The 21,294-nt window shown below is 57.7% G+C and carries 17 protein-coding genes; 6 read left to right on the top strand and 11 right to left on the bottom strand.

Going from position 1 to position 21,294, the window contains the following annotated elements; translation table 11 throughout:
* Positions 1–216: 216 nt before the first annotated feature.
* From glgA to GPK89_RS12080, 5 genes are all read right to left on the bottom strand, one after another.
* A complete protein-coding gene (glgA, locus tag GPK89_RS12100; protein ID WP_215693474.1) occupies positions 217–1,635 on the bottom strand; it encodes a glycogen synthase GlgA in 1,419 nt (472 codons plus the stop codon).
* Between the two features lie 112 nt (positions 1,636–1,747).
* A complete protein-coding gene (gene glgD / locus GPK89_RS12095; protein ID WP_215693472.1) occupies positions 1,748–2,872 on the bottom strand; it encodes a glucose-1-phosphate adenylyltransferase subunit GlgD in 1,125 nt (374 codons plus the stop codon).
* Positions 2,866–4,089, bottom strand: a complete 1,224-nt coding sequence (locus GPK89_RS12090) for a glucose-1-phosphate adenylyltransferase (RefSeq protein ID WP_215693471.1) — start codon at positions 4,087–4,089, stop codon at positions 2,866–2,868. The genes glgD and GPK89_RS12090 overlap by 7 nt, the downstream gene beginning before the upstream one ends.
* 60 nt (positions 4,090–4,149) lie before the next feature.
* Complete coding sequence (glgB, locus tag GPK89_RS12085) at positions 4,150–6,240, bottom strand: 1,4-alpha-glucan branching protein GlgB (protein ID WP_215693470.1); 2,091 nt, start codon at positions 6,238–6,240, stop codon at positions 4,150–4,152.
* Between the two features lie 259 nt (positions 6,241–6,499).
* Entirely contained in the window at positions 6,500–7,507 is a 1,008-nt protein-coding gene (locus GPK89_RS12080) for an SGNH/GDSL hydrolase family protein (protein WP_215693469.1), read from the bottom strand.
* Positions 7,508–7,704: 197 nt separating this feature from the next.
* Here GPK89_RS12080 and GPK89_RS12075 point away from each other — a divergent pair, with 197 nt between their 5' ends.
* A complete protein-coding gene (locus GPK89_RS12075) occupies positions 7,705–8,544 on the top strand; it encodes a DegV family protein (protein WP_215693465.1) in 840 nt (279 codons plus the stop codon).
* Positions 8,545–8,742: 198 nt separating this feature from the next.
* Here the strand turns inward: GPK89_RS12075 and GPK89_RS12070 are convergent, their stop codons facing one another.
* The 3 genes from GPK89_RS12070 to GPK89_RS12060 all read right to left on the bottom strand — a co-directional run bounded on the left by GPK89_RS12070 (position 8,743) and on the right by GPK89_RS12060 (position 11,504).
* Entirely contained in the window at positions 8,743–9,603 is an 861-nt protein-coding gene (locus GPK89_RS12070) for a LysR family transcriptional regulator (protein ID WP_215693461.1), read from the bottom strand.
* A 134-nt stretch (positions 9,604–9,737) separates the two neighbouring features.
* Positions 9,738–10,685 carry a 3'-5' exonuclease gene (locus tag GPK89_RS12065; protein ID WP_215693460.1) on the bottom strand — a complete coding sequence of 316 codons (948 nt, stop codon included), beginning with the start codon at positions 10,683–10,685 and terminating at the stop codon, positions 9,738–9,740.
* Between the two features lie 3 nt (positions 10,686–10,688).
* Positions 10,689–11,504, bottom strand: a complete 816-nt coding sequence (locus GPK89_RS12060; protein WP_215693459.1) for a Cof-type HAD-IIB family hydrolase — start codon at positions 11,502–11,504, stop codon at positions 10,689–10,691.
* A gap of 459 nt (positions 11,505–11,963) precedes the next feature.
* On the opposite strand from GPK89_RS12060, the gene GPK89_RS12055 reads away from it, so the two are divergent.
* Positions 11,964–12,521, top strand: coding sequence for a manganese efflux pump MntP (locus GPK89_RS12055; RefSeq protein WP_215693458.1), 558 nt, complete (start codon positions 11,964–11,966; stop codon positions 12,519–12,521).
* Between the two features lie 181 nt (positions 12,522–12,702).
* Here the strand turns inward: GPK89_RS12055 and clpB are convergent, their stop codons facing one another.
* Entirely contained in the window at positions 12,703–15,315 is a 2,613-nt protein-coding gene (gene clpB, locus GPK89_RS12050) for an ATP-dependent chaperone ClpB (RefSeq protein ID WP_215693455.1), read from the bottom strand.
* Positions 15,316–15,677: 362 nt separating this feature from the next.
* Here clpB and GPK89_RS12045 point away from each other — a divergent pair, with 362 nt between their 5' ends.
* Together GPK89_RS12045 and GPK89_RS12040 are read left to right on the top strand one after the other, a co-directional pair.
* The gene (locus GPK89_RS12045) at positions 15,678–15,962 is read left to right on the top strand and encodes an autorepressor SdpR family transcription factor (RefSeq protein WP_215693454.1); all 285 of its coding nucleotides are present in this window, start codon (positions 15,678–15,680) and stop codon (positions 15,960–15,962) included.
* Positions 15,949–16,614, top strand: coding sequence for an SdpI family protein (locus tag GPK89_RS12040; RefSeq protein WP_215693453.1), 666 nt, complete (start codon positions 15,949–15,951; stop codon positions 16,612–16,614). Before GPK89_RS12045 ends, GPK89_RS12040 begins: the two co-directional genes overlap by 14 nt.
* A gap of 211 nt (positions 16,615–16,825) precedes the next feature.
* Here GPK89_RS12040 and GPK89_RS12035 read toward each other — a convergent pair whose 3' ends face one another.
* A complete protein-coding gene (locus GPK89_RS12035; protein ID WP_215693451.1) occupies positions 16,826–17,317 on the bottom strand; it encodes a CarD family transcriptional regulator in 492 nt (163 codons plus the stop codon).
* A 249-nt stretch (positions 17,318–17,566) separates the two neighbouring features.
* Positions 17,567–18,781 carry a peptidase T gene (gene pepT, locus GPK89_RS12030; protein WP_215693449.1) on the bottom strand — a complete coding sequence of 405 codons (1,215 nt, stop codon included), beginning with the start codon at positions 18,779–18,781 and terminating at the stop codon, positions 17,567–17,569.
* Positions 18,782–18,953: 172 nt separating this feature from the next.
* Between pepT and GPK89_RS12025 the strand changes: the two genes are divergently transcribed.
* Both GPK89_RS12025 and GPK89_RS12020 read left to right on the top strand, forming a co-directional pair.
* The gene (locus GPK89_RS12025; protein ID WP_252261656.1) at positions 18,954–20,015 is read left to right on the top strand and encodes a polysaccharide biosynthesis protein; all 1,062 of its coding nucleotides are present in this window, start codon (positions 18,954–18,956) and stop codon (positions 20,013–20,015) included.
* Positions 20,012–21,211: a capsular polysaccharide biosynthesis protein CapF gene (locus GPK89_RS12020; protein ID WP_215693446.1), complete on the top strand. Its 1,200-nt coding sequence runs from the start codon at positions 20,012–20,014 to the stop codon at positions 21,209–21,211. Before GPK89_RS12025 ends, GPK89_RS12020 begins: the two co-directional genes overlap by 4 nt.
* The last annotated feature ends 83 nt before the right edge of the window (positions 21,212–21,294 follow it).

Here is a 21,294-nt window from a genome sequence, read left to right as displayed (position 1 = left end):
AACCCACACTCTTTTAAGGGAACTAGAACCTGAATCTAGCGCGTCTGCCAGTTCCGCCACATCCGCATATTCTGTTGGCCACCGTGTTCCGGCGACGTGTATTATTATAGCCAAATGCCACGTAAATGTCAAGCATTTTTGCAGAAAAATATCACTTTTTCCCACAAAAAATGCAGCCCTGCGCTTTTGGACGCAGGGCCGCATTTTATTTACCGATTACCAGAGGTTGACGACCTCGTTATACAGGCCCTCGTAGCTCTTGGCGGAGTTGGACCAGCTGAAATCACACTCCATGGCGCGCTTGACCAGCACAGGCCAGCCATCCTTCTGCCAGTAGCCCTCCTTGGCACGCCAGCAGGCCTCGTACAACTCGTGGGCGTTGTAGTTGGCAAAGGTGAAGCCGTTGCCGTAGCCGTCGCCGGAGTCGCGGATAGAGTCCTTCAGGCCGCCGGTCTCGCGGATGACAGGAATGGTGCCGTAACGGCAGGAGACCATTTGGGCCAGGCCGCAGGGTTCAGAGCGGGACGGCATCAGGAAGATATCCGCACCGGCGTAGATTTCCTGCGCCAGCTTGGCGTTGAAGCCGATGTAGACGCCGACACGGCCCGGGTTACGGGCGCACAGCTCGTTGAAGAAGTTCTCGTACTGGCTCTCGCCGGAACCGAGGATGACCAGCTCGATGCCCTGCTGCAGCAGCCCCTCAGCGATGGCCTGAACCAGGTCAACACCCTTATGGCCGACCAGACGGGTGACCATAGCCATGATCGGGCTGCCGTCCTTATGCAGGCCAAACTCGTCCTGCAGGTGTTCCTTGCAGACAGCCTTGCCGTCCTGGAAGGTCTCGGCGTCGTAGTTCTTGGCAATGTCGGGGTCGGTGGCGGGGTTGAACACATCGACGTCGATGCCGTTCAGAATGCCGCACAGCTTATACTGCTTCTGGCGCAGCAGGCCGTCCAGACCGTGGCTGAACCAGGGGTCGAGAATTTCCTGTGCATAGGTGGGGCTGACGGTCGTGACCTTATCGGCACACTCGATTGCACCCTTCATGAAGTTGGCACAGCCGTCATACTCCACCACATGGGCGTCGCGGGCACCGATGCCGCAGGTATCCTCGAGGATATCCAGGCCGTACTTGCCCTGGTAGGCAATGTTGTGGATGGTGAACACTGTCTTGATGCGGCTGAACTTATCCAGATGGCGGTAATACAGGTTCAGATAGACCGGGGTCAGCGCGGTCTGCCAGTCGTTGCAGTTGATGATATCTGGCTCGAAATCGGTGTAGAACAGCATTTCGAGGATGGCGCGGGAGAAGAAGGCAAAGCGCTCGCCGTCATCGTAGAAGCCGTACAGGCCGCTGCGTTTGAAGTAATACTCGTTGTCGATAAAGTAGTAGACAACGCCGTCGCGCTCGGCCTTGAACAGGCCGCAGTACTGGCTGCGCCAGCCCACAGGCACGCTGAAATTGGTGACATAGGTCAGCGTATCCTTGAATTTCAAATCGCCGTACAGCGGCATAACGACGCGGGCGTCGATGCCATCGCGGACCAACGCCTTGGGCAGAGCGCCCGCAACGTCGGCCAGGCCGCCGGACTTGGCAAAGGGAGCAGCCTCGCTGGCTGCATACAGGATTTTCATAAGCACCTCCGTGCGAATTTCAAAAAATGAGGGCGAGGGAAAACAGGCTCTCCCCCGCCCTCTCATCAAAGCCGACTCCGGGGAGAAGGAGAACAGCCTCTATGAGCTTCGTTTATACGCTGTGGTTCTTGGCGACAAACACCGGGAAGGTGTCGGTACCGGCCAGCTTCTTGTCCTCGGTGATGTGGACATTCTTATCGGTTACAACATACTCGACGTTGCAGTTCGGCTCAACCACAGTGTCCTGCATCAGGACGCAGTTCTTAACGACAGCGCCCTTCTTGATCTTGCAGCCACGGAACAGCACGCTGTTCTCGACCGTGCCCTCGATGACGCAGCCATCGGCCAGCAGACTGTTCTTGACCGAGCTGCCTTCCAGGTAGCGGGTGGGGTTATCGTCACGAATTTTGGTGTAGATGGGGGCGGGTCCGAACAGGGCATCCATGCTGCCTTCCTTGAGCAGGCGCATATTCTCGTCGAAGTAGCTCTTCATATCGGAGATGCGGGCAACGTAGCCGCCGAACTTGAACGCCTTGACGTTGAGCAGCTTGAGGTTGCGGGCCAGAATGTCACGCTCAAAGTAGACGAGACCGCGCACAGAGGCGTCATGGATCAGGTGGATCAGGCTCTCGCGCTCGATGACGTAGATGTTCATGGCGAGGTTCTGCTCACCCATGCGGTAGTCGTTGGACAAAATCTCGGTCACGCGGCCGTCCTCATCCATGCGGATGGTGTAGTTGTCGCTGCGGGCGCCCTCGGGGATGGGGGCGCGGTTGTAGACCATGGTGACGTCAGCGCCGGACGCGACGTGGGCGTCGATCAGCTTGCCGAAGTCAAAGTTCATGGCGATGTAGGAGTCAGACAAGATGACATAGCGCTCCTTCTGGGCCTCGAGCCAGTTGAGGATGCTGTCCAGTGCGTCCACACGGCCGGAGTACAGCTTGACGCTGCGCTCTGCGAAGGGCGGCACGATGTTCAGACCGCCGCGCTTGCGGGTCAGGTCCCACTCACGGCCTGCGCCGAGGTGATCCATCAGGGAGTGATAGTTCTTGCGCACGATGACGGACACGTTGTCGATGCCGGCGTTGGCCATGCTGGACAGCGTGAAGTCGATCAGGCGGTAACGTCCGCCGAAGGGGATGGAGGCCATGGAGCGCTCCGCCACCAGTTCGGGAACGAGGTTATCATAGGTGTTGGCGAAAATGACGCCGAGTGCATTCACATTGCTGTTTACCATTGTTCCTCACCATCCTTTACATCGCTGGAAACCATTGCCTTGGGGCCGACCGTTGCACCCTTGCCGATGACAACGCCGGAGCCGACGGTGGCGACATTGCCGGGCTCGGCAATGTTCAGACCGCCCTCGGGCATGGCGCCGACGGTTGCGCCCTCCTCGATCGTGACGTTCTCGGCCACGATGCAGTGCTTGACGGACGCGCCCGCCTTGATGACAGTACCGCCCATGACGACTGCAGCTTCGACCGTTGCGCCCTTTTCGACGACAACGCCGGGGAACAGGATGGAATTGTTGACCGTGCCATTGACCTTGCAGCCTTCAGAAACCATGGAGTTGACGATGGTGGCGTCGCTGCCGATCTGCTGGCAGGGACGGCCGGTGTTGCGGGAGTAGATCTTCCAGTTTTCATCAAACAGGTTGATGCCGGAGTGCTTGGGATCCAGGACCTCCATGTTGGCCTGCCACAGGCTGGAAATAGTGCCAACGTCCTTCCAGTATCCGCTGAAGTGGTAGGCGTACATACGGCGGCCGTCCTTCAGCAGGTTGGGGATGACGTTCTTGCCAAAATCGTTCTCGGAGTTGGGGTCAGCCTCGTCCTCGGTCAGGTACTTCTTGAGGATATCCCAGTTGAAGATGTAGATGCCCATGGAAGCCAAGTTGGACTTCGGCTCCTTCGGCTTTTCCTGGAAAGCGTTGATGCGGTCGTCCTCGTCTGTGACCATCAGGCCGAAGCGGGAAGCCTCGCTCCATGGCACTTCCATGACAGCGACGGAGAACTCTGCGTTCTTCTCCTTGTGGAAGCGCAGGAAGTCAGAATAGTCCTGCTTGCAGATCTGGTCGCCGGACAGGATGATGACATACTTGGGGTCATAGCGGTCGATGAAGGACAGGTTCTGGTAGATGGCGTTGGCCGTGCCCTTGTACCAGTCAGAGCCGGAGGCCTGCTGATACGGCGGCAGAACATGGACGCCGCCGTGCAGGCGGTCCAGATCCCACGGCTGGCCGTTGCCGATGTACTCGTTCAATACGAGGGGCTGATACTGGGTCAGGATGCCCACCGTGTCAATATCAGAATTGACACAGTTGGACAGCGGGAAGTCGATAATGCGATACTTTCCGCCAAACGGGACTGCGGGCTTGGCGAGCTTTTGGGTCAGCGCGTACAGACGCGAGCCCTGGCCGCCTGCCAGGATCATTGCGATCATTTCTTTTGCCATAACATTTCTCCCCTTAAAATTTCGGCAGTATGCCGTTTTTAACGTATATCCAAAGGCGGTTCACACCGTCGTTTTGGCTTTGGGCGGGCGGCCCCGGCGTTTGGGGGCTGCCTGGGTCTTGGCCTCTGCGGCAGGGGCATCGGCCTTTGCGGTGGGTTTTGCAGCCTTTTTTGCAACAGGCTTTTTCGCCGTTTTAGCGGGCTTGTCTGCGGCCTTTTCGGTGGTGGGCTTTTCAGCCTTCGGCTTGCGGGCAGCGGGCACGCTCAAGTAGATGGTGGACAGCGGCGGCAGCGTCAGCGAAATGTGCTGGTCGAAGCCGTGCATCGGGCCTTTCTTGGCTTTCACCGTGCCGTTGGTCACACCGGTGCCGCCGTACTTCTTGTCGTCGGAGTTGAGGATTTCTTTGTAGCTGCCGGGGTTCGGCACCCCCATCTGGTAATCCTTGCGCAGGACGGGGTTGAAGTTGCAGACGACCAAGATCATCTTCCCTGCTGCGTCGCGCCGCAGGAAGGCGATGACACTCTGCTTGCTGTCATCGGGCACGATCCACTGGAAGCCCTCCCAGCTGTAATCCACCTGCCACAGTGCGGGCGTATCACGGTAGAAGTGGTTCAAGTCTTTCACGTAGCCTTGCAGCTCGCGGTGCTTGTCATAGCTCAGCAGCATCCAATCCAGCTGCTTTTTCTCGTCCCACTCGATAAACTGGCCGAAGTCCTGGCCCATAAAGAGCAGCTTCTTACCGGGGTGGGCCATCATATAGCCAAAGAAAGTGCGCAGGTTCGCAAACTTTTCTTCGTAGTCGCCGGGCATCTTGTTCAGCAGGCTGCACTTTCCATGCACGACCTCGTCGTGGCTGATGGGCAGGACAAAATTCTCGCTGAACGCGTAGAAGAAGCTGAAGGTGACCTTGCCGTGGTTGCCTGCACGGAAGAGCGGGTCAGTCTTCATGTAGCTGAGCATATCGTTCATCCAGCCCATGTTCCACTTGAAGTTGAAACCCAGGCCGCCATCGGACGCAGGCTTTGTGACCAGCGGCCAGGCGGTGGATTCCTCGGCGATCATCATTTTGTGGGGGTAGCGGCCCAAAATGGCAGTGTTCAGCTTTTGCAGGAAGGCGATGGCCTCCAGGTTTTCCTTGCCGCCCTTGACGTTCTGCTCCCACTCGCCATCCTTGCGGTTGTAGTCGAGATAGAGCATACTGGCTACGGCGTCCACACGCAGACCGTCGATGTGGTAGTGGTCGACCCAGAACATGGCGCTGGAAATCAGGAAGCTCTCGACTTCCTTCATGCCGTAGTTAAAGACCATCGTGCCCCACTCTTTGTGCTCACCACGGCGGGGATTGGGGTCCTCATAGCAGGGCGCGCCGTCGAACATATACAGGCCGTAGCCATCCTTCGGGAAGTGGGCCGGGACCCAGTCCAGAATGACGCCGATGCCTGCCTGGTGGAGCTTATCCACGAAGGTCATGAAGTCCTTGGGCGTGCCGTAACGGCTGGTGGGGGCAAAGTAACCGGTGACCTGATAGCCCCAGCTGCCGTCGAAGGGATACTCAGTGATGGGCAGCAGCTCCACATGGGTGTAGCCCATATCCTTTATGTAAGGGATCAGTTCGTCGGCCAGCTCGGCGTAATTATAGGGTACGCCGTTGTCGGGATCCTTCATCTTCCAGCTGCCGGCCTGCAATTCATAAATGGACATCGGGCTGTTGATGACATCCCGCTTGTCCTCGTCCTTGACCCAGGCGGCGTCGCCCCAGGTGTAGCCCTCGATATCATAGACCTTGCTGCCGTTGGAGGGGCGGGTCTCGGTGTGGAATGCGTAGGGGTCGGCCTTGTAGACCAGTTCATCTGCCGGGCTGGTGATGCAGTATTTGTAGACATCAAACTGTTTGATGCCGGGTACGAACCGTTCCCAGATGCCGTCCGTGACTTTTTCCATCGGGTGTTCGCCGGGTGTCCAGCTGTTGAAGTCGCCCACGATGGAAACGGCCTTGGCGTGCGGTGCCCAAACGCGGAACACCACGCCGGCCTCCCCATTCTGCTCACACAGATGGGCGCCAAAGTAGCGGTAAGCTTCCTGATTGTTGCCCTGTTTAAACAGATAAATGGGCAGATCGGAGCTATTTGGCGTTTCTTTGCGCTGTTTCAACGTAATCTCCCCTTTTGAGCGGTGCTGTACGCGATACAGTACACCGACTCTGTATAATCTCTGTATCTATATTACCTGTTTTGAAAAGGAATTTCAAGGTCTTTTGTGTAATATTCTGCTAAAATTTTCGTATGTTACCCGCCGCTTTTGTACAAGTTCGACATAAAACGGGCTGTTTTTCGGACCTTTGTACAAAAAAAGCCCCCTGCAAGGTACTTTTTACACCTTGCACGGGGTTTGTGTAATTTAAAAAAGTTTTTTACGCTCCGTAAATATAGTAGGGGTTCTCGCCGCTGTACACGCTGCGGCGGTTCCAGACCGTGTGGGTCGCCAGGTAATCTGCCCAGGCGTGGTAGCCTGCGGCGTTGAAGTGCACGCCGTCCTTGGTGGCATAATCATCGATCTGACTGCCGTCGGCGGGGTTGGTCAACACCTCGCGGATGTTGATGTAGTAGCAGCCCTTGCGCAGCGCCATATTGGCCAGCAGGTCATTGACGGTGGCAATGCGGGTGTTGTCCAGGCCGGGCTTGGATGCCACAACATCCTCCTGCACGCCGGGGATGGCCTGGATGTAGAACTTGACGCCGGGGTCAAGCTGTTCTCGCAGCATATCGATCAGGCGCTCATAGTAGGCAAGGAAGCTGTCCTCACTGCCCTGCACAACAAGGTTGTTGGTGCCGACAAGGATGTAGAGGTAGTCCGGCTGGCTGGAGACGATGGTCTCCATCGGTGTTTCCGTCGTGCCGGTGACGGCGTTCTTGACGCTGACGTTGTTGACAAAGGTCTGCACGCCCGCGCTGACGTAGGTCGCATAGTGGGCGTTGTTGTAGCCGGTGCTGTAAATGCCCAGGCCCGAGGCAATGCTGTCCCCCGCGAAGGTCACGGTGTTGAAGTAGTCCTTCGTCACAGTGCCCAGCATCGGCACAGCCACCATGCGATGGTCGGTGTTCAGGTATTCGGTGTCGATGGTCTGTTCAACGGCGTCGGACTTGTCCCACACGGCGGTATCCACAGCCTGCACGATGCGCTGCGGCTCGGCGATGGCGGCGGGCGTAGCGGTCGGTGCCTCGGTGGCCGTGGGAGCGGTCTCCGGCGTGGCGGCCGCCAGCTCTGCCGAGGCGGCGGGCGCAGGCGTGCCGCTGTTCTTGAACCAGAAGAACCCAGCCCCAGCGCAGAGCAGCGCCAAAATTACGATGAGCACCAGAAACATTTTCCGCTTGCGCCGTTTGCTGGCGACCTCATTGCGGTAGGTATAGAAATCAGCCATAGAAGCTCCCATCTTTATCTCAAAAACATATATGGTTATTATACGCCACAATCCGCACAGGTACAAGTGGGCCCGCAAAATTTTACAGAGCCGGGCGGGATCTGCCGCAAAAATAAACTTGACGCTTTTCCTCTGTGCCTCTATAATGTAGGTAAGAATAACCGTGACCAATTATCACAGAACGGAGGTCCTGCCCTATGGCATGGATGATCGTATCCGATAGTTCCTGCGAGATCCGCGAGTTGGAGCGCCCCGCGCCGGGCGTGCAGTTTGCCCTTGTACCGTTTAAAATCCGTGTAGGCGAACGCGAGTACGTTGACCTGCCCACGCTGAACACCCATCAGATGCTGCAGGCTATGACCGACTACAATGGTGCCAGCACCACCGCCTGCCCCAGCCCCGAGGAATGGGCCGAGTATTTTTTGCAGGCGGACAACGTGTTTGCCTTTACCATCAGCAGCAATCTGTCCGGCAGCTACAACGCCGCCATGGCCGCACGCACGATGGTGTTGGAAGAGCACCCCGAAAAGAAGATTTTCGTGCTGGACACCCTGAGCTGTTCCGGTGCGCTGGCCGGTGCTGCCGAGCTGGCCAACAAGCTGATCGGCGAGAATCAGGAATTTGATGATATCTGCTTTGCGCTGAAAAAGTTTGCCGAGAACACCCACATCCTGTTTGCTCTGGCGAGCTTTGACAACCTGGCCAAGAACGGTCGTGTAAACAAGGTGGTGGGCTTTATCGCAGGCCGCCTGAACATGCGCGTGCTGGGCCGGCGCACAGCGGACGGCAAAATTGACTTCTACTTCAAGACGCGCGGCGAGACCCGCGTGCTGGCTAAGATTCTGGAGCAGATGGATGAGGACGGCTACGACGGCGTGCATCCTGTGCTGATCAGCGAGTGCGGCAACCAGACCGCCGCCCAGCTGCTGCACCACGGCATTGACGCCAAGTGGCCCGGTGCCCCGGTGCGCATCGTGCCCTGCTCTGGTCTGTGCAGTTTTTATGCGCAGGATCAAGGGATTATTATAACGTATTAAGTTTATTAAGATATAAAACAAACCGTCCGGGAAGAAGTGCAACAGCTTCTTTCCGGGCGGTTTGGCTTCTCCTGCAGGAGAAGCTGTCAGCGGCTTGACCGCTGACTGATGAGGGGCGGGTTTGCCAGCATCACCCCTTTAGGGGGTGGCACGGCAGACGCGCCCCTCATCCGGCCTTCCCCCGAGGAGGAAGGCTTTTTATTCCGGCATCCGTGTTTTTACAAACTCTAAAAACGCCTGGGCGGCAGGGGCGAGGTTCTCACCGCAGGCAAGGCCAATCTCCATCAGCTGGGGCGGGTCCATCGGGCGCTCCACCACGCCGGGGTAGCCGTGCTGGTGGTTGATGGCGTTGTTGACGCTGATGCCCAGCCCCGCCGATACCATGGCGTAGGTCGCCGTGATGTCCATGGTGGAATAGCTCGTGTGCGGCTTGGTCTTGAGCTTATCGAACAGCAGCGTGATATCCGTCTCCATGCCGGGGTAGCTTTCGATGAAGGGCTCGGTTTTCATGCGCTGCACCGGGACGGCGTCCATACCGGCCAGCGGGTTGCTTTTGGGCACCAGCACCAGCAGCTCATCCTGGCGGATGGGCAGCCAGACCGGCAGGCCGTCGCGGCGGCTGATAAGGCAGAAATCCGTGCGGTGGTCCTTGACCATTTCGGCCAGCTCGCTGCTGGTGCCGTTGACGATGCGCACTGCCACGCCGGGGTGCCGGGTGCGGAACGCCGCCGTCATCCGGGTGACCCACTCATAATAGCAGTTATACGCCGTGCCGATGACGATGGTGCCGCAGTCTGCGCCGCGCACCTTGGCGGCTGTTTGCTCCAAACGCTCCTGCGCAAAGAGCAGATCGCGCACAGTTGGCAACAGCTGGCGGCATTCCTCGGTGGGCTGCACACCGCTTTTTGCGCGGTGCAGCAGCGAAAATCCAAGTTCTTTTTCCAGCGTTGCCACGCTGCGGCTGATGCCTGAAACAGTAACGTCCATCTCATCCGCCGCCGCGCGCAGGCTGCCCCGGTCAATGGCCCTCAACAAAATCTGCCAGCGTTCTGTATCCATGTTCTACCTCTCATGTTGCTATGTTTGCAATTTTGTAAAAAATGTGTTTCGTTTTTATCAAGAATAGACCAGAATCACAGTTTTGTCAAGGGCGTACAGCAAAAAAGCTTTCTCCCAAGGCGCAGGCAGCCCTTTTATCTTTCCGCCTTTTTCTTCATTCGTTCCAGCAGGGCGGCTTTCTGCTTGTCCCAGCGGGCGTCGGATTCGGGTGTAGCGGGGTCGATGCAGCGGGCAAAGCTCCAATGCAGACCATCGCGGCGGCTGAGCTTGAACCGCAGGTAATAGTGCCCGCAGCATGGGCAGGTCGCCCGGGTGAAATACCCGGTGTTGCCGCGTTTGAGCCAGACCTCGTCATTTTGCAGCGGCGCACCGCATTCGGGGCAGGCGGCCTGGTTCAGTTCCGGCTCATTACGGTAGTCGTCGTGCTCCATCCGGTTCATGAAGAGCTTTACGTCGCGGCCGGTCTTTTCTGCGCCCAGCAGGGCTTCGGTCAGCAGTTCTTCCTCAGTCGGGTAGGTGGCAAGGCCCTCGGCCAGCGGCAGTTTGCGGCAGATCTTGGCCGTGTAAAGCGCATCGTCCAGCGCATTGTGGAATGGCTCCTCCTTCGGGATGCCCAAACGGTCCACAACACTTTCCAGCGTCAGGCCCTCGCCCTCCTTGCGGGGGTAGGCCTGCAAGAAAATACGCTGCAGATCGTACCACTTATCGGGCCAATTCTCGTCCAGGCCCACCAAAAACAGGTTTTGTTTCAGCACCGGGACGTCGTCCAGTCCCCATTCGGCCAGCTCGGCGTCCGGCCCGGCCCAGTCCAGGAACTTCTGCAGCCCCTCTTTCATCGGCAAGCCCGCGTCCAAATCCCCCTGGGACAGGCCGGTGACCTTGGCGATATGGTGCTGCAATTTGCGGAAGATGCGCGGGCGCAGGTTGACTTCAAACGTATCCAGCACATCGCCCCGGGCGTTGATGCGCACCGCGCCGATCTGGATGATTTCACCGCGCAGCGTCAATTCTGTGCCGTGATACAGGAAGGTTTTCGGCTGGTAGCCGATGTTCCACTCCAAATCAAAAACAATCAGATTCACGGCTCACGCCTCCTCTAAAATAAACTTTTCCACTGCCAGGCCCACGCCGTCATGGTCGTTGTCGGCGGTCTGGTAGTCGGCGGCAGCCTTGACCGGCGGCTGCGCGTTGCCCATGGCGACGCCCATACCAGCCAGACGTATCATCGGCAGGTCGTTCCAGCCGTCGCCGCAGGCCATCAGGTTGGCGGGCGTCAGGCCCTTGGCCCTCAGCAGGATTTCCAGCGAGGTATCCTTGCCCACGCCCAGGGGCATCGTCTCAATGAAGAACGGTGCGCTGCGGCAGATGGACAGCTTTCCCGCGAACTCCTGCTGCATCAGTTCCTCAACATGGGGCATATCCGCCGGGTCACCGGTAAGCAGCAGCTTGTTGACCGGGTAGGTCACTTCGGCGGGCAGGTTTTCGACCTGGCGCACCGGAATTTTGTTGATGCGGGCTTCCTCTTTTACATAGGCCGCGTCGGCGTCCTCCGTCACGATGCCGTTTTTGTCGTAGGTCAACGGCACAACGTTCCAATAGCGGCTGAAGGTACAGACCGGCTCGATGAGGTCCGCCGGGAAGGCATGCTGCACCAGTGTCTGGCCGGTCTGGCAGTCGATGATCTTGCCGCCGTTATAGCTTAAAATGCAGCCACCGTATTTTTCCAGTTCCAGCTCTTTGGCCAGCGGCTCAATGCCGACGGTGGGCCGCCCGCTGGCCAGCACAATGCAGACGCCCTTTTGGGCCGCCGCCTGCAAGGCCGCTTTGGTGCGCGGCGTGATGATTTTATCGGAATTGGTCAGCGTGCCGTCAAGGTCCAGCGCCAGAACTTTATATTGCATGGTTACTCCCCCGGGATGCAAATTTGCAGATTTGTGTATATTGTACTCTAAAATAGGGGAATATGCAAGACAGTTAAAGTCCCTTGCCTTCTCCCGAGGGGGAAGGTGGCCCCGAAGGGCCGGATGAGGGGCAGTTTTACCGCAGTCAAACACAAATGGGCTATAACGGCAAGGTTGCGCCTCATCAGTCCGCTTCGCGGACAGCTTCCCCCGAGGGGGAAGCCTCATCGCAAGAATTAGCCATTTCTAACGTATTGACAAACATTCCTGCGTATGATACACTACCAAAAGCAATAAGGGAGTAGTCAGCGCAGCGGTGGAGCAGCCGCGGCGCAGTTCTGCCAACACAATGAGCCTTGGCTCTGGCTTAACTTTAAACGACGAGACTTATCTGCCCGGTTTTAGGGCGGATAAGTCTTTTTTTATTGTCTGCCCCTGCCAAAACGGAGGAGTAAAATCATGACTTTATTTGACCTGATTCTGATTGCTGTCAGCCTCTCGATGGACGCATTCGCCGTATCTATCTGCAAGGGCCTGTCCGTTCGCAAGGTGAGCCTGGCCCACGCCCTGACCTGCGGCGTCTGGTTCGGTGGGTTCCAGTTCTTGATGCCCACGCTGGGCTATTTCCTGGGCGACCGCTTTGCCACGCTGCTGACGAAGTTCGGCCCCTGGGTCGCTTTTGTGCTGCTGGCACTCATCGGCGCAAACATGGTCAAGGAGAGCTTCGGCGGCGATGAGCAGCTGGACGACGACTACTCAGCCAAGGCCATGCTGCCGCTGGCTATTGCCACCAGCATCGATGCTTTTGCCGTCGGCGTCAGCTTTGCCGCTATGCAGGTCGCTATCATTTCGTCCGCTGCGCTCATCGGCATCACCACCTGCCTGCTGTCTGCTATCGGCGTGAAGGTCGGTGCCCTGTTCGGCGACAAGTACCGTGCTCCAGCTGAGAGAATCGGTGGTATCGTGCTGATTTTGATTGGCGCCAAGACGCTGCTGACCGGGTTGGGCGTACTGTAAAATATGCTGCCACGCAGGGGCCGGGCACGCCCGGCCCTTGGCTTTCCCGCAAGCACTCGTCCACTGAGAGGTTGCGGGCCGCACAGGTGCGGCCCCTACAACTCTGCCAAGACAAAACAAAACCGCTCCTGGGTGTGTGGATAGATTCCACACACCCAGGAGCGGTTATTTTATGCGGGTCTTATCGCAAAATCAGCTGCCCATTGGCATCCGCATCCACGGTCAGGGTGTCCCCTGCCGCGTGGGCGCCGCCGATGATCTCCTTTGCGATCATCGTTTCGACGTGAGCCTGGATGTACCGCTTCAAGGGGCGGGCGCCGTAAATCGGGTCATAGCCGCCGTCGATGATGGCATCCTTGGCCGCGTCGGTGACGACCAGATTCAGCTGCTTGTCGGCCAGGCGCTTGCGCAGGTCGGCCAGCATCAAATCGACGATGGAGCCGATTTCCTGTTTCGTCAGGCTCTTGTAGTAGACGATATCGTCAAGGCGGTTCAGGAACTCGGGGCGGAACTGCCGCTTGAGCAACTGGTCGATGGCGCTCTTTGCCTCATCAGACAACTCGTTTTTGCCGTTGGCACGGCTCTTTTCCAGATCTTCCAGAATCAGGTCAGAGCCGAGGTTCGACGTCAGGATGATGACGGTGTTCTTGAAGTCCACCGTGCGGCCCTGGCTGTCGGTGATGCGGCCGTCGTCCAGCACCTGCAACAGGATGTTGAACACGTCCGGGTGGGCCTTTTCGACCTCATCAAACAGCACGACGCTGTACGGATGGCGGCGCACGGCCTCGGTCAGTTGGCCGCCCTCCTCATAGCCGACGTATCCCGGAGGCGCACCAATCAGGCGCGAGACGCTGAATTTCTCCATGTACTCGGTCATGTCGATACGGACCATGTTCTTCTCATCGTCAAACAGAGCCTGGGCCAGCGCCTTGGCAAGTTCGGTCTTGCCGACGCCCGTGGGGCCGAGGAACAGGAAGCTGCCGATGGGGCGGTTCGGGTTGGCGATACCCGCGCGGGAACGCAGGATAGCGTCGGAAACCTTCTGCACAGCCTCGTCCTGACCGATGACCCGCTGATGCAGCGTGTCCGGCAGGCGCAACAGCTTCTCGCGCTCGCCTTCGACGAGTTTCGACACCGGGATACCGGTCCAGCGGGCCACGATGCGGGCGATCTCGTCGTCCGTCACACGGTCACGCAGCAGGCTCGACTCCTTCCTCTCCTCGGCGATTTTTTCTTCCTCTTCCAGCTGTTTTTGCAGGGTAGGCAGCTTGCCGTACTGCAGCTCGCCGGCCTTGGCGTAATCACCGGTGCGGGTGGCCTTCTCGATTTCGGCCTTGGTGGACTCCACCTCGGCGCGCAGGCTCTGCACCTTATTGACGGCGTTCTTCTCGTTCTCCCACTGGGCTTTTTTGCTGTTGAAGCTGTCGCGCAGCTCGGCCATTTCCTTTTCCAGAGCGGCCAGGCGCTGCTTAGACAGTTCGTCGGTTTCCTTCTTTAAAGAGGCTTCCTCGATTTGCAGCTGGGTGATACGATGGTTCATCTCATCCAGTTCAGCGGGCATAGAGTCCAACTCGGTCTTGACCATGGCGCAGGCTTCATCCACCAGGTCAATGGCCTTATCGGGCAGGAAACGGTCGGTGATATAGCGGTCAGACAAGGTCGCAGCGGCAATCAGCGCGGCGTCCTGAATTTTGACGCCGTGGTAGACCTCGTAGCGCTCCTTCAGACCACGCAGGATCGAGATGGTGTCCTCGACGGTCGGCTCGTTGACCATGACCGGCTGGAAACGACGTTCCAACGCGGGGTCTTTCTCGATATACTCGCGGTACTCGTCCAGCGTGGTTGCACCGATGCAGTGCAGCTCGCCGCGGGCCAGCATAGGTTTGAGCAGGTTGCCCGCGTCCATCGCGCCGTCGGTCTTGCCTGCGCCGACGATGGTGTGCAGTTCATCGATGAAGAGGATGATCTTGCCCTCGGACTTCTTGACCTCGTTCAGAACGCTCTTCAAGCGTTCCTCAAACTCGCCGCGGTATTTTGCACCCGCGACCAGTGCGCCCATGTCCAGGCTGAACACGGTGCGGTCTTTCAGGTTTTCGGGCACATCGCCGCGCACGATACGCTGGGCAAGGCCCTCGGCAATGGCAGTCTTACCGACACCAGCCTCACCGATGAGGACGGGGTTGTTCTTGCGCTTACGGCTCAGGATGCGGATGACGTTGCGGATCTCGCTGTCACGGCCGATGACCGGGTCCAGTTTGTTGGCGCGAGCCATCTCCACAAGATCCTGGCCGTACTTTTTCAGCGCGTTGTAGGTATCCTCCGGGTTATCACTCGTTACCCGCTGATTGCCACGCACCGTGCTGAGCGTCTGCATAAATTTCTCAGTCGTGATGCCAAAAGTCTTGAAAATTTCGCTGGCATCCTTGCCCGGGCGCTGCAAAATGCCGAGGAAAACGTGTTCAACGCTGATATATTCATCCTTCATCTGCTTGGCTTGCTGCTCCGCAGCGTTGAGGGCACGGTCCAGGTCGCCGGAGATATAGATTTTCTCCGGGTCGCGGCCGGAGCCGGTCACGCGGGGCAGGGCCTCTACTTTCTGCAAAGCCGCATTAGCAAAGGCATTTGCGTCTACGCCAAGGGTTTGCAGCATCTGGGGGATCAGGCCGTCCTGCTGCTGGGCCAGCGCCGCCAGCAGGTGTTCCTGCTCGACCGCATTGTTAGAATATTCCACCGCGATGCGCTGTGCAGCCTGCAAAGCCTCGCGGGTCTTTTGTGTCATTTGTTCGATGTTCATAGTGCGTACCTCCTTAGTTGCAGATAGCGCATTGTATTGGCAGTCTAACTTATTAAGTGTTAAGTTTTTTTCGGCTTACGAGTTTGCTTTCGCAAATTCTGCGTGTTTTATTTTCTTTGGCACTCTATCCGTTCGACTGCTAATATTGTAGCACATTCGCCCACCATGTCAATAGGAAAATTGCAAACAAATTGTGAAGTTGCAGAGAAAATCAATGGAAAAAGCTGGATGAACAGTAGGAGGGCAGCGATAGTTAGATATTTTTCTAAATGTCTATTGACAAAGGCAGCCGCAAGGTGTATAGTGGGGGCGCAGACAGTTAGACGTTTATCTAATTGTCTGCAAGAAAGGAGCCGACATATTTGGGAGACGTTTTTAAAGCGCTGGCCGACCCGACGCGGCGGCGCATTTTAGAACTGCTGGCACAGGGCGATCTGACTGCCGGGGAGATCGCCGTACATTTTGATATGACAAAGCCGTCCGTCAGCCACCATCTGAACATTTTAAAAAGCGCAGGGCTTATTACCGATGAGCGCCGCGGCCAGAACATTGTGTACAGTGTGAATCTGACCGTATTTCAGGAATTGATGAAGTGGTTTTATGACTGCGGCCTTGTAAAGGGAGACGATAGCAATGAAAAAGAATAAGCTGTTCTGGATTTTAACCGTAATCTGCGTGCTGAATTTTGCCGCGCACCTGTACTTCTACCCCTCCCTGCCGGACATTGTGCCCACCCACTGGAGAGCCAGCGGGCAGGTCAACGGCTGGGGGCCGAAATCCACGGTTTTGATTTTGGCCGCGCTGCCGTTTGCGATGTTGATTTTGTTTGAGGTCATCCGCAAAATCGACCCCAAGCACCAGAATTTTGAGAAGTTCGGCAAGGTATGGAACCTGTTTGTGGTGCTGTTCACCGTGATGATGGCTATGTTCAGCTGGCTGAGTGAATTGGCTGTGTTCGGCAAGCTGCCGGACAGCAGCAACCTCGTCAGCATTCTGGTCTGCGGCGGCATCGGCGTGTTGTTCATCATTATGGGGAACTTTATGCCGCAGGTCAAGCAGAACTACACCTTCGGCTGCCGCACGCCCTGGGCGCTGAACGACGCGCACAACTGGCAGCGCACCCAGCGCATGGGCGGGTATACCTTTATTGTAATGGGCATTGTGCTTCTGGTGCTTGCTTTCTTTGGCGGACTGTTGGGCGACATTGCAACGCTGGCTGTGCTGCTGGTTGCTGTTTTAGGCGGCAGTGCGTGGATTTATTTGTACTCGTATTTGGTGTATGTTGGAAAGATGAAGTAAACTTGCTATGCAGTGGCCGGGCATGCCGGCCCGGCCGTGTAAGGCAGACAGTCGTTTCCCGTTAGGCTGCGGGCCGCACATGTGCGGCCCCTACACCTCTGCCTTACGGTTTGTAGGGGACGGCGGCCTCAACGCCACGCAGGGGGCAATCCCCCTCCCTACCCTACCATAAAACGCAGCCCGCGCTTCAAATCGAAGCGCGGGCTGTTTTTTATTCCCCTAATTCTTTTGCAATGAACTCCGGCACTTCGTTTGGTTCTATGCCCATGACATAGGCGAACTCACTGTGCAGGACGTTCTGGGCGTCGCGCAGGGCGCTGTCCTCATAGGCGGAAAGCTGCTTTCCCTTGGCGCGGCGCAGGGCTTGTTCGGTGCGGATATCCCGCACCATGCGCACCAGCGCGTGCAGATTGCCGCTTTTCAGTGCCTCGCGGTAGGCCAGCTTGCGGGCGTCGGGGTCCGGGTCGTGGTCGGGCAACGGTTCCCGCAGCAGGGCCAGCAGGTCGTCCCGGGTGGGCAATGGGCGCATTCGCTCCAAAAGCGGTGCACTGTCGCAGGGCACACAGATTTTCATACTGGCATCGTAGACCGGTTTTAAGATAAAACAATCGTGGGGCTGGCCGCCCAGCGTGACACGCTTTTGCTCGGCAATCGTGCAGACGCCGCTGGTGCCATAGCTGACCGTATCCCCTGCTTTAAACATGACGCATACTCCTTTTTCTCTCATGAAATGATTTCTTTCCTATACAAGTATACGCCTTTTCGTCAAAAAATGTCATAGGCGATTTGGACAAAAATGCCCCGGCGCAGTTTTGTACAAAATGTACGAGATTGCGCCGGGGTTAGGGCAATACCGCATAATTCTAAGTGCCGATACGGTGAGCGAGGTGCGGCAGCCGCCGGAGCGGTGCTTAAGCCGTCAGGCGGGAATTGTGCGGTGTTGCCTTAGGTTTTACTTATACAGATCGACCAGGTTCAGCAGAATTTCCACGCCCTGGTCCATCTTTTCGGCTGTGATGCACTCACACGGGCCGTGGAAGTTGAAGCCGCCTGTGCCGAGGTTCGGGCAGGGCAGGCCCATATAGCTCAGGGTCGCGCCGTCAGTGCCGCCGCGCACCGGGCTTTCGATGGGTTCCAGCCCCGTCGCACGGATGGCCTTGCGGGCATTCTCCACCAGGTGGAAGTGGGGCTGAATCTTCTCCAGCATATTGTAATAGCTGTCCTTGATGTCCAACTCCACCGTGCCCGCGCCGTAACGGCCGTTCAGGCAGTCGGCGATGTGCTGCATCTGGGCTTTGCGGGCGGCAAACTTGGCGGCATCGTGGTCGCGCACGATGTAGCCCAGATGCGCTGTGGTCACGTCACCCTGCATGCTCGTCAGGTGGAAAAAGCCTTCCCTGCCCTCGGTGTGCTCGGGGCGGGAGAAGGCCGGCAATGCGGCGTGGAACTCCATCGCCACATTCTGGGCGTTGATCATCGTGTCTTTGGCACTGCCGGGGTGAACGCTGAAACCGTGGACGGTCACGACCGCGGCGGCGGCGTTGAAGTTCTCATAGCTGATCTCGCCGACGTCCTCGCCATCAACGGTGTAGGCGTAGGCCGCGCCGAAGCCGGGCACGTCGAAGAGGCTCGCGCCCTCGCCGATCTCCTCATCGGGGGTGAAGCCGATGCAGAGCTTGCCGTGGGGACGGTTTTCGGCAATGATGCGCTCCAGTGCGGTCATGATCTCGGCCACGCCGGCCTTATCGTCCGCACCCAGCAGCGTGGAGCCGTCGGTGGTGATGAGGGTCTGGCCCTTCATCGTGCGCAGGAAGGGGAAAACCTCTGGGTCCAGCACCGTGCCGGTGGCGGGCAGGACGACGGCCTCACCGTCGTAATTCTCGTGGATCTGCGGCTGGACATTCTCACCGCTGGCGTCGTCCGCCGTATCCATGTGGGCAATAAAGCCCAGGGGCTTGGCGTTCTCCTGCCCCGGGGTGGCGGGCAGCGTGGCGTAGACATAGCAGTGCTCGTCCACATGGGCATCGGTCAGGCCCAGTTCTTTCAGCTCCTCGACGAGGATTTTGGCCAGGTCAAACTGGCGCAGCGTGCTGGGGTGGGTGCCGCTGTTGGGGTCGGAGGTCGTGTGGACCTTTACATATTTTAATAGACGTTCATAGGCGCGCATGGGCGTGTCCTCCTTCAAAAAAGCATTTAATAGCGATTTCTTTGTCATTATACCACAAAAAGCAGCATTTTCCAACCCTGCGGCCTTTTCAAGACGCGATTTTTGTGCTAGAATAAATAGGATTATAAAGGCAAACTGCGCCCTGTGCGCAGTCAAATATAAGGAGGCCATCATGGCAAACAGCATTTTTAAGGATAAGACCCTGCTCATCACCGGCGGCACCGGCAGCTTCGGCCATACCGTGCTCAAGCATTTTCTCTCCACCGATATCGGCGAAATCCGCATTTTCTCCCGCGACGAGAAGAAGCAGGACGATATGCGCCACGAGCTGCAGGCCCAGTACCCTGAGTACGCGGGCAAGGTCAAGTTCTACATCGGCGATGTGCGCAACCCGCAGTCCATCCGGGACGCCATGCCCGGCGTCAACTACATTTTCCACGCAGCGGCGCTGAAACAGGTGCCCAGCTGCGAGTTCTTCCCGATGCAGGCTGTGCAGACGAACATCATCGGCACCGACAATGTGCTGCACGCCGCCATTGACGCGGGCGTTGAGCGTGTCGTCTGCCTGTCCACCGACAAAGCCGCCTACCCCATCAACGCCATGGGCATTTCCAAGGCCATGATGGAGCACGTCATCTTTGCCAACGCCCGCGTGGCGGCCGAGCGCGGCGGAACGACCATCTGCTGCACCCGCTACGGCAACGTCATGTGCAGCCGCGGCAGCGTGATTCCGCTGTTCATCGACCAGATCAAGGCAGGCAACCCCATCACCATCACCGACCCCAACATGACCCGCTTTTTGATGAACCTGGACGAGGCCGTTGACCTGGTCATGTTCGCGTTCGAGCACGCGAACCCGGGCGACCTGTTCATTCAGAAGAGCGACGCTTCCACCATCGGCGACCTGGCCAAGGCCGTGCAGCAGCTGTTCGGCGACACCGGCACGAACATCATCGGCACCCGCCACGGCGAGAAGCTGTTTGAGACGCTGATGACCCGCGAGGAGCGGCTGCGCAGCGAGGATATGGGCGGCTACTACCGCGTCGCCGCCGACAACCGCGACCTGAACTACGATAAGTTCGTCGTGAAGGGCGAGGTCCACACGATGGCCGACGACTCCTACACGAGCCACAACACGAACCGCCTGGACGTGGAGGGCACCGTGAAGAAGATTTTGACCACCGAGTACGTGCAGAACGCCCTGAAAGAGATGGAGGCCGAGAAAAAGGCATGAAAATCCTTGTAACAGGGGCAAAAGGCTTTGTGGGCCGCAACCTCTGCGAAAATTTGAAGAACATCCGCGACGGCAAAAATCGCACCCGCCCGGCGCTGACGATTGAGGAAGTGTTTGAGTACGACCTTGACACGCCGCCCGCAGAGCTGGACCGCTTTTGTGCAGAAGCCGACTTTGTGTTCAACCTGGCGGGCGTCAACCGCCCGAAGGACAACGATGAGTTCATGCAGGGCAACTTTGGCTTTGCTTCCACCCTGCTGGACACGCTCAAATCTCACGGCAACACCTGCCCGGTCATGCTTTCGAGTTCGATACAGGCAACTTTGCTTGGCCGCTATGCGGGCAGCGATTACGGCAAAAGCAAGCTGGCGGGCGAGGAACTGTTCTTCGATTATGCCAAGCAGACCGGCGCGGCGGTGTATGTCTACCGCTTCCCGAATTTGTTCGGCAAATGGTGCCGCCCCAACTACAACAGCGCCGTGGCGACGTTCTGCAATAACGTGGCAAACGACCTGCCCATCACGGTGAACGACCGCGCCACCGAACTGGAGCTTTTGTACATTGACGATTTGGTCGAGGAAATGCTCGATGCACTGGAAGGCCATCCCCACCACTGCAATTACGACGGCCTGACGCCTGTTTTTTGTGCAGGGGGCCGCTACTGTGCCGCGCCTGTGACGCACAAGGTTACGTTGGGCGAGATTGTAGACTTGCTGGAAAAGTTCAAGGCACAGCCTGCAACGCTGGTGGTGCCGGAAATCCCGGCGGGCAGTTTTGCAAAGAAGCTGTACTCGACCTATCTTTCCTATCTGCCGAAAGAGAAAGTCATTTTCGATTTGAAGAAAAACGAGGACACCCGCGGCAGCTTTACCGAGCTGCTGAAAACCGAGAGCTGCGGGCAATTCAGCGTGAATATTTCCAAGCCCGGCATCACGAAGGGCCAGCACTGGCACAATACCAAGTGGGAATTTTTCATTGTGGTGGCGGGGCATGGGCTGATTCAGGAGCGCCGCGTCGGCAGTGAGGACGTGCTGGAATTTGAAGTGACCGGCGACAAGCCCCAGGCCATCCATATGCTGCCCGGGTACACCCATAATATCATCAACTTGAGCAAGACGGAAAACCTCGTCACGCTGATGTGGGCGAACGAACCGTTTGACGCACAGAGACCGGATACGTTTTTTGAGAAGGTGTGACACCGCGTTGCAGGGCGCGGCGTCCCCGAACCCCCGGACTGATGCAGGCATCGGCCCCTGCAATGCCATGTGTGGCAGCATTC

The sequence above is a fragment of the Gemmiger formicilis genome, from assembly GCF_018784445.1.
Lineage (GTDB): Bacteria > Bacillota > Clostridia > Oscillospirales > Ruminococcaceae > Gemmiger.
This window is presented reverse-complemented; position numbering and strand designations above follow the sequence as displayed.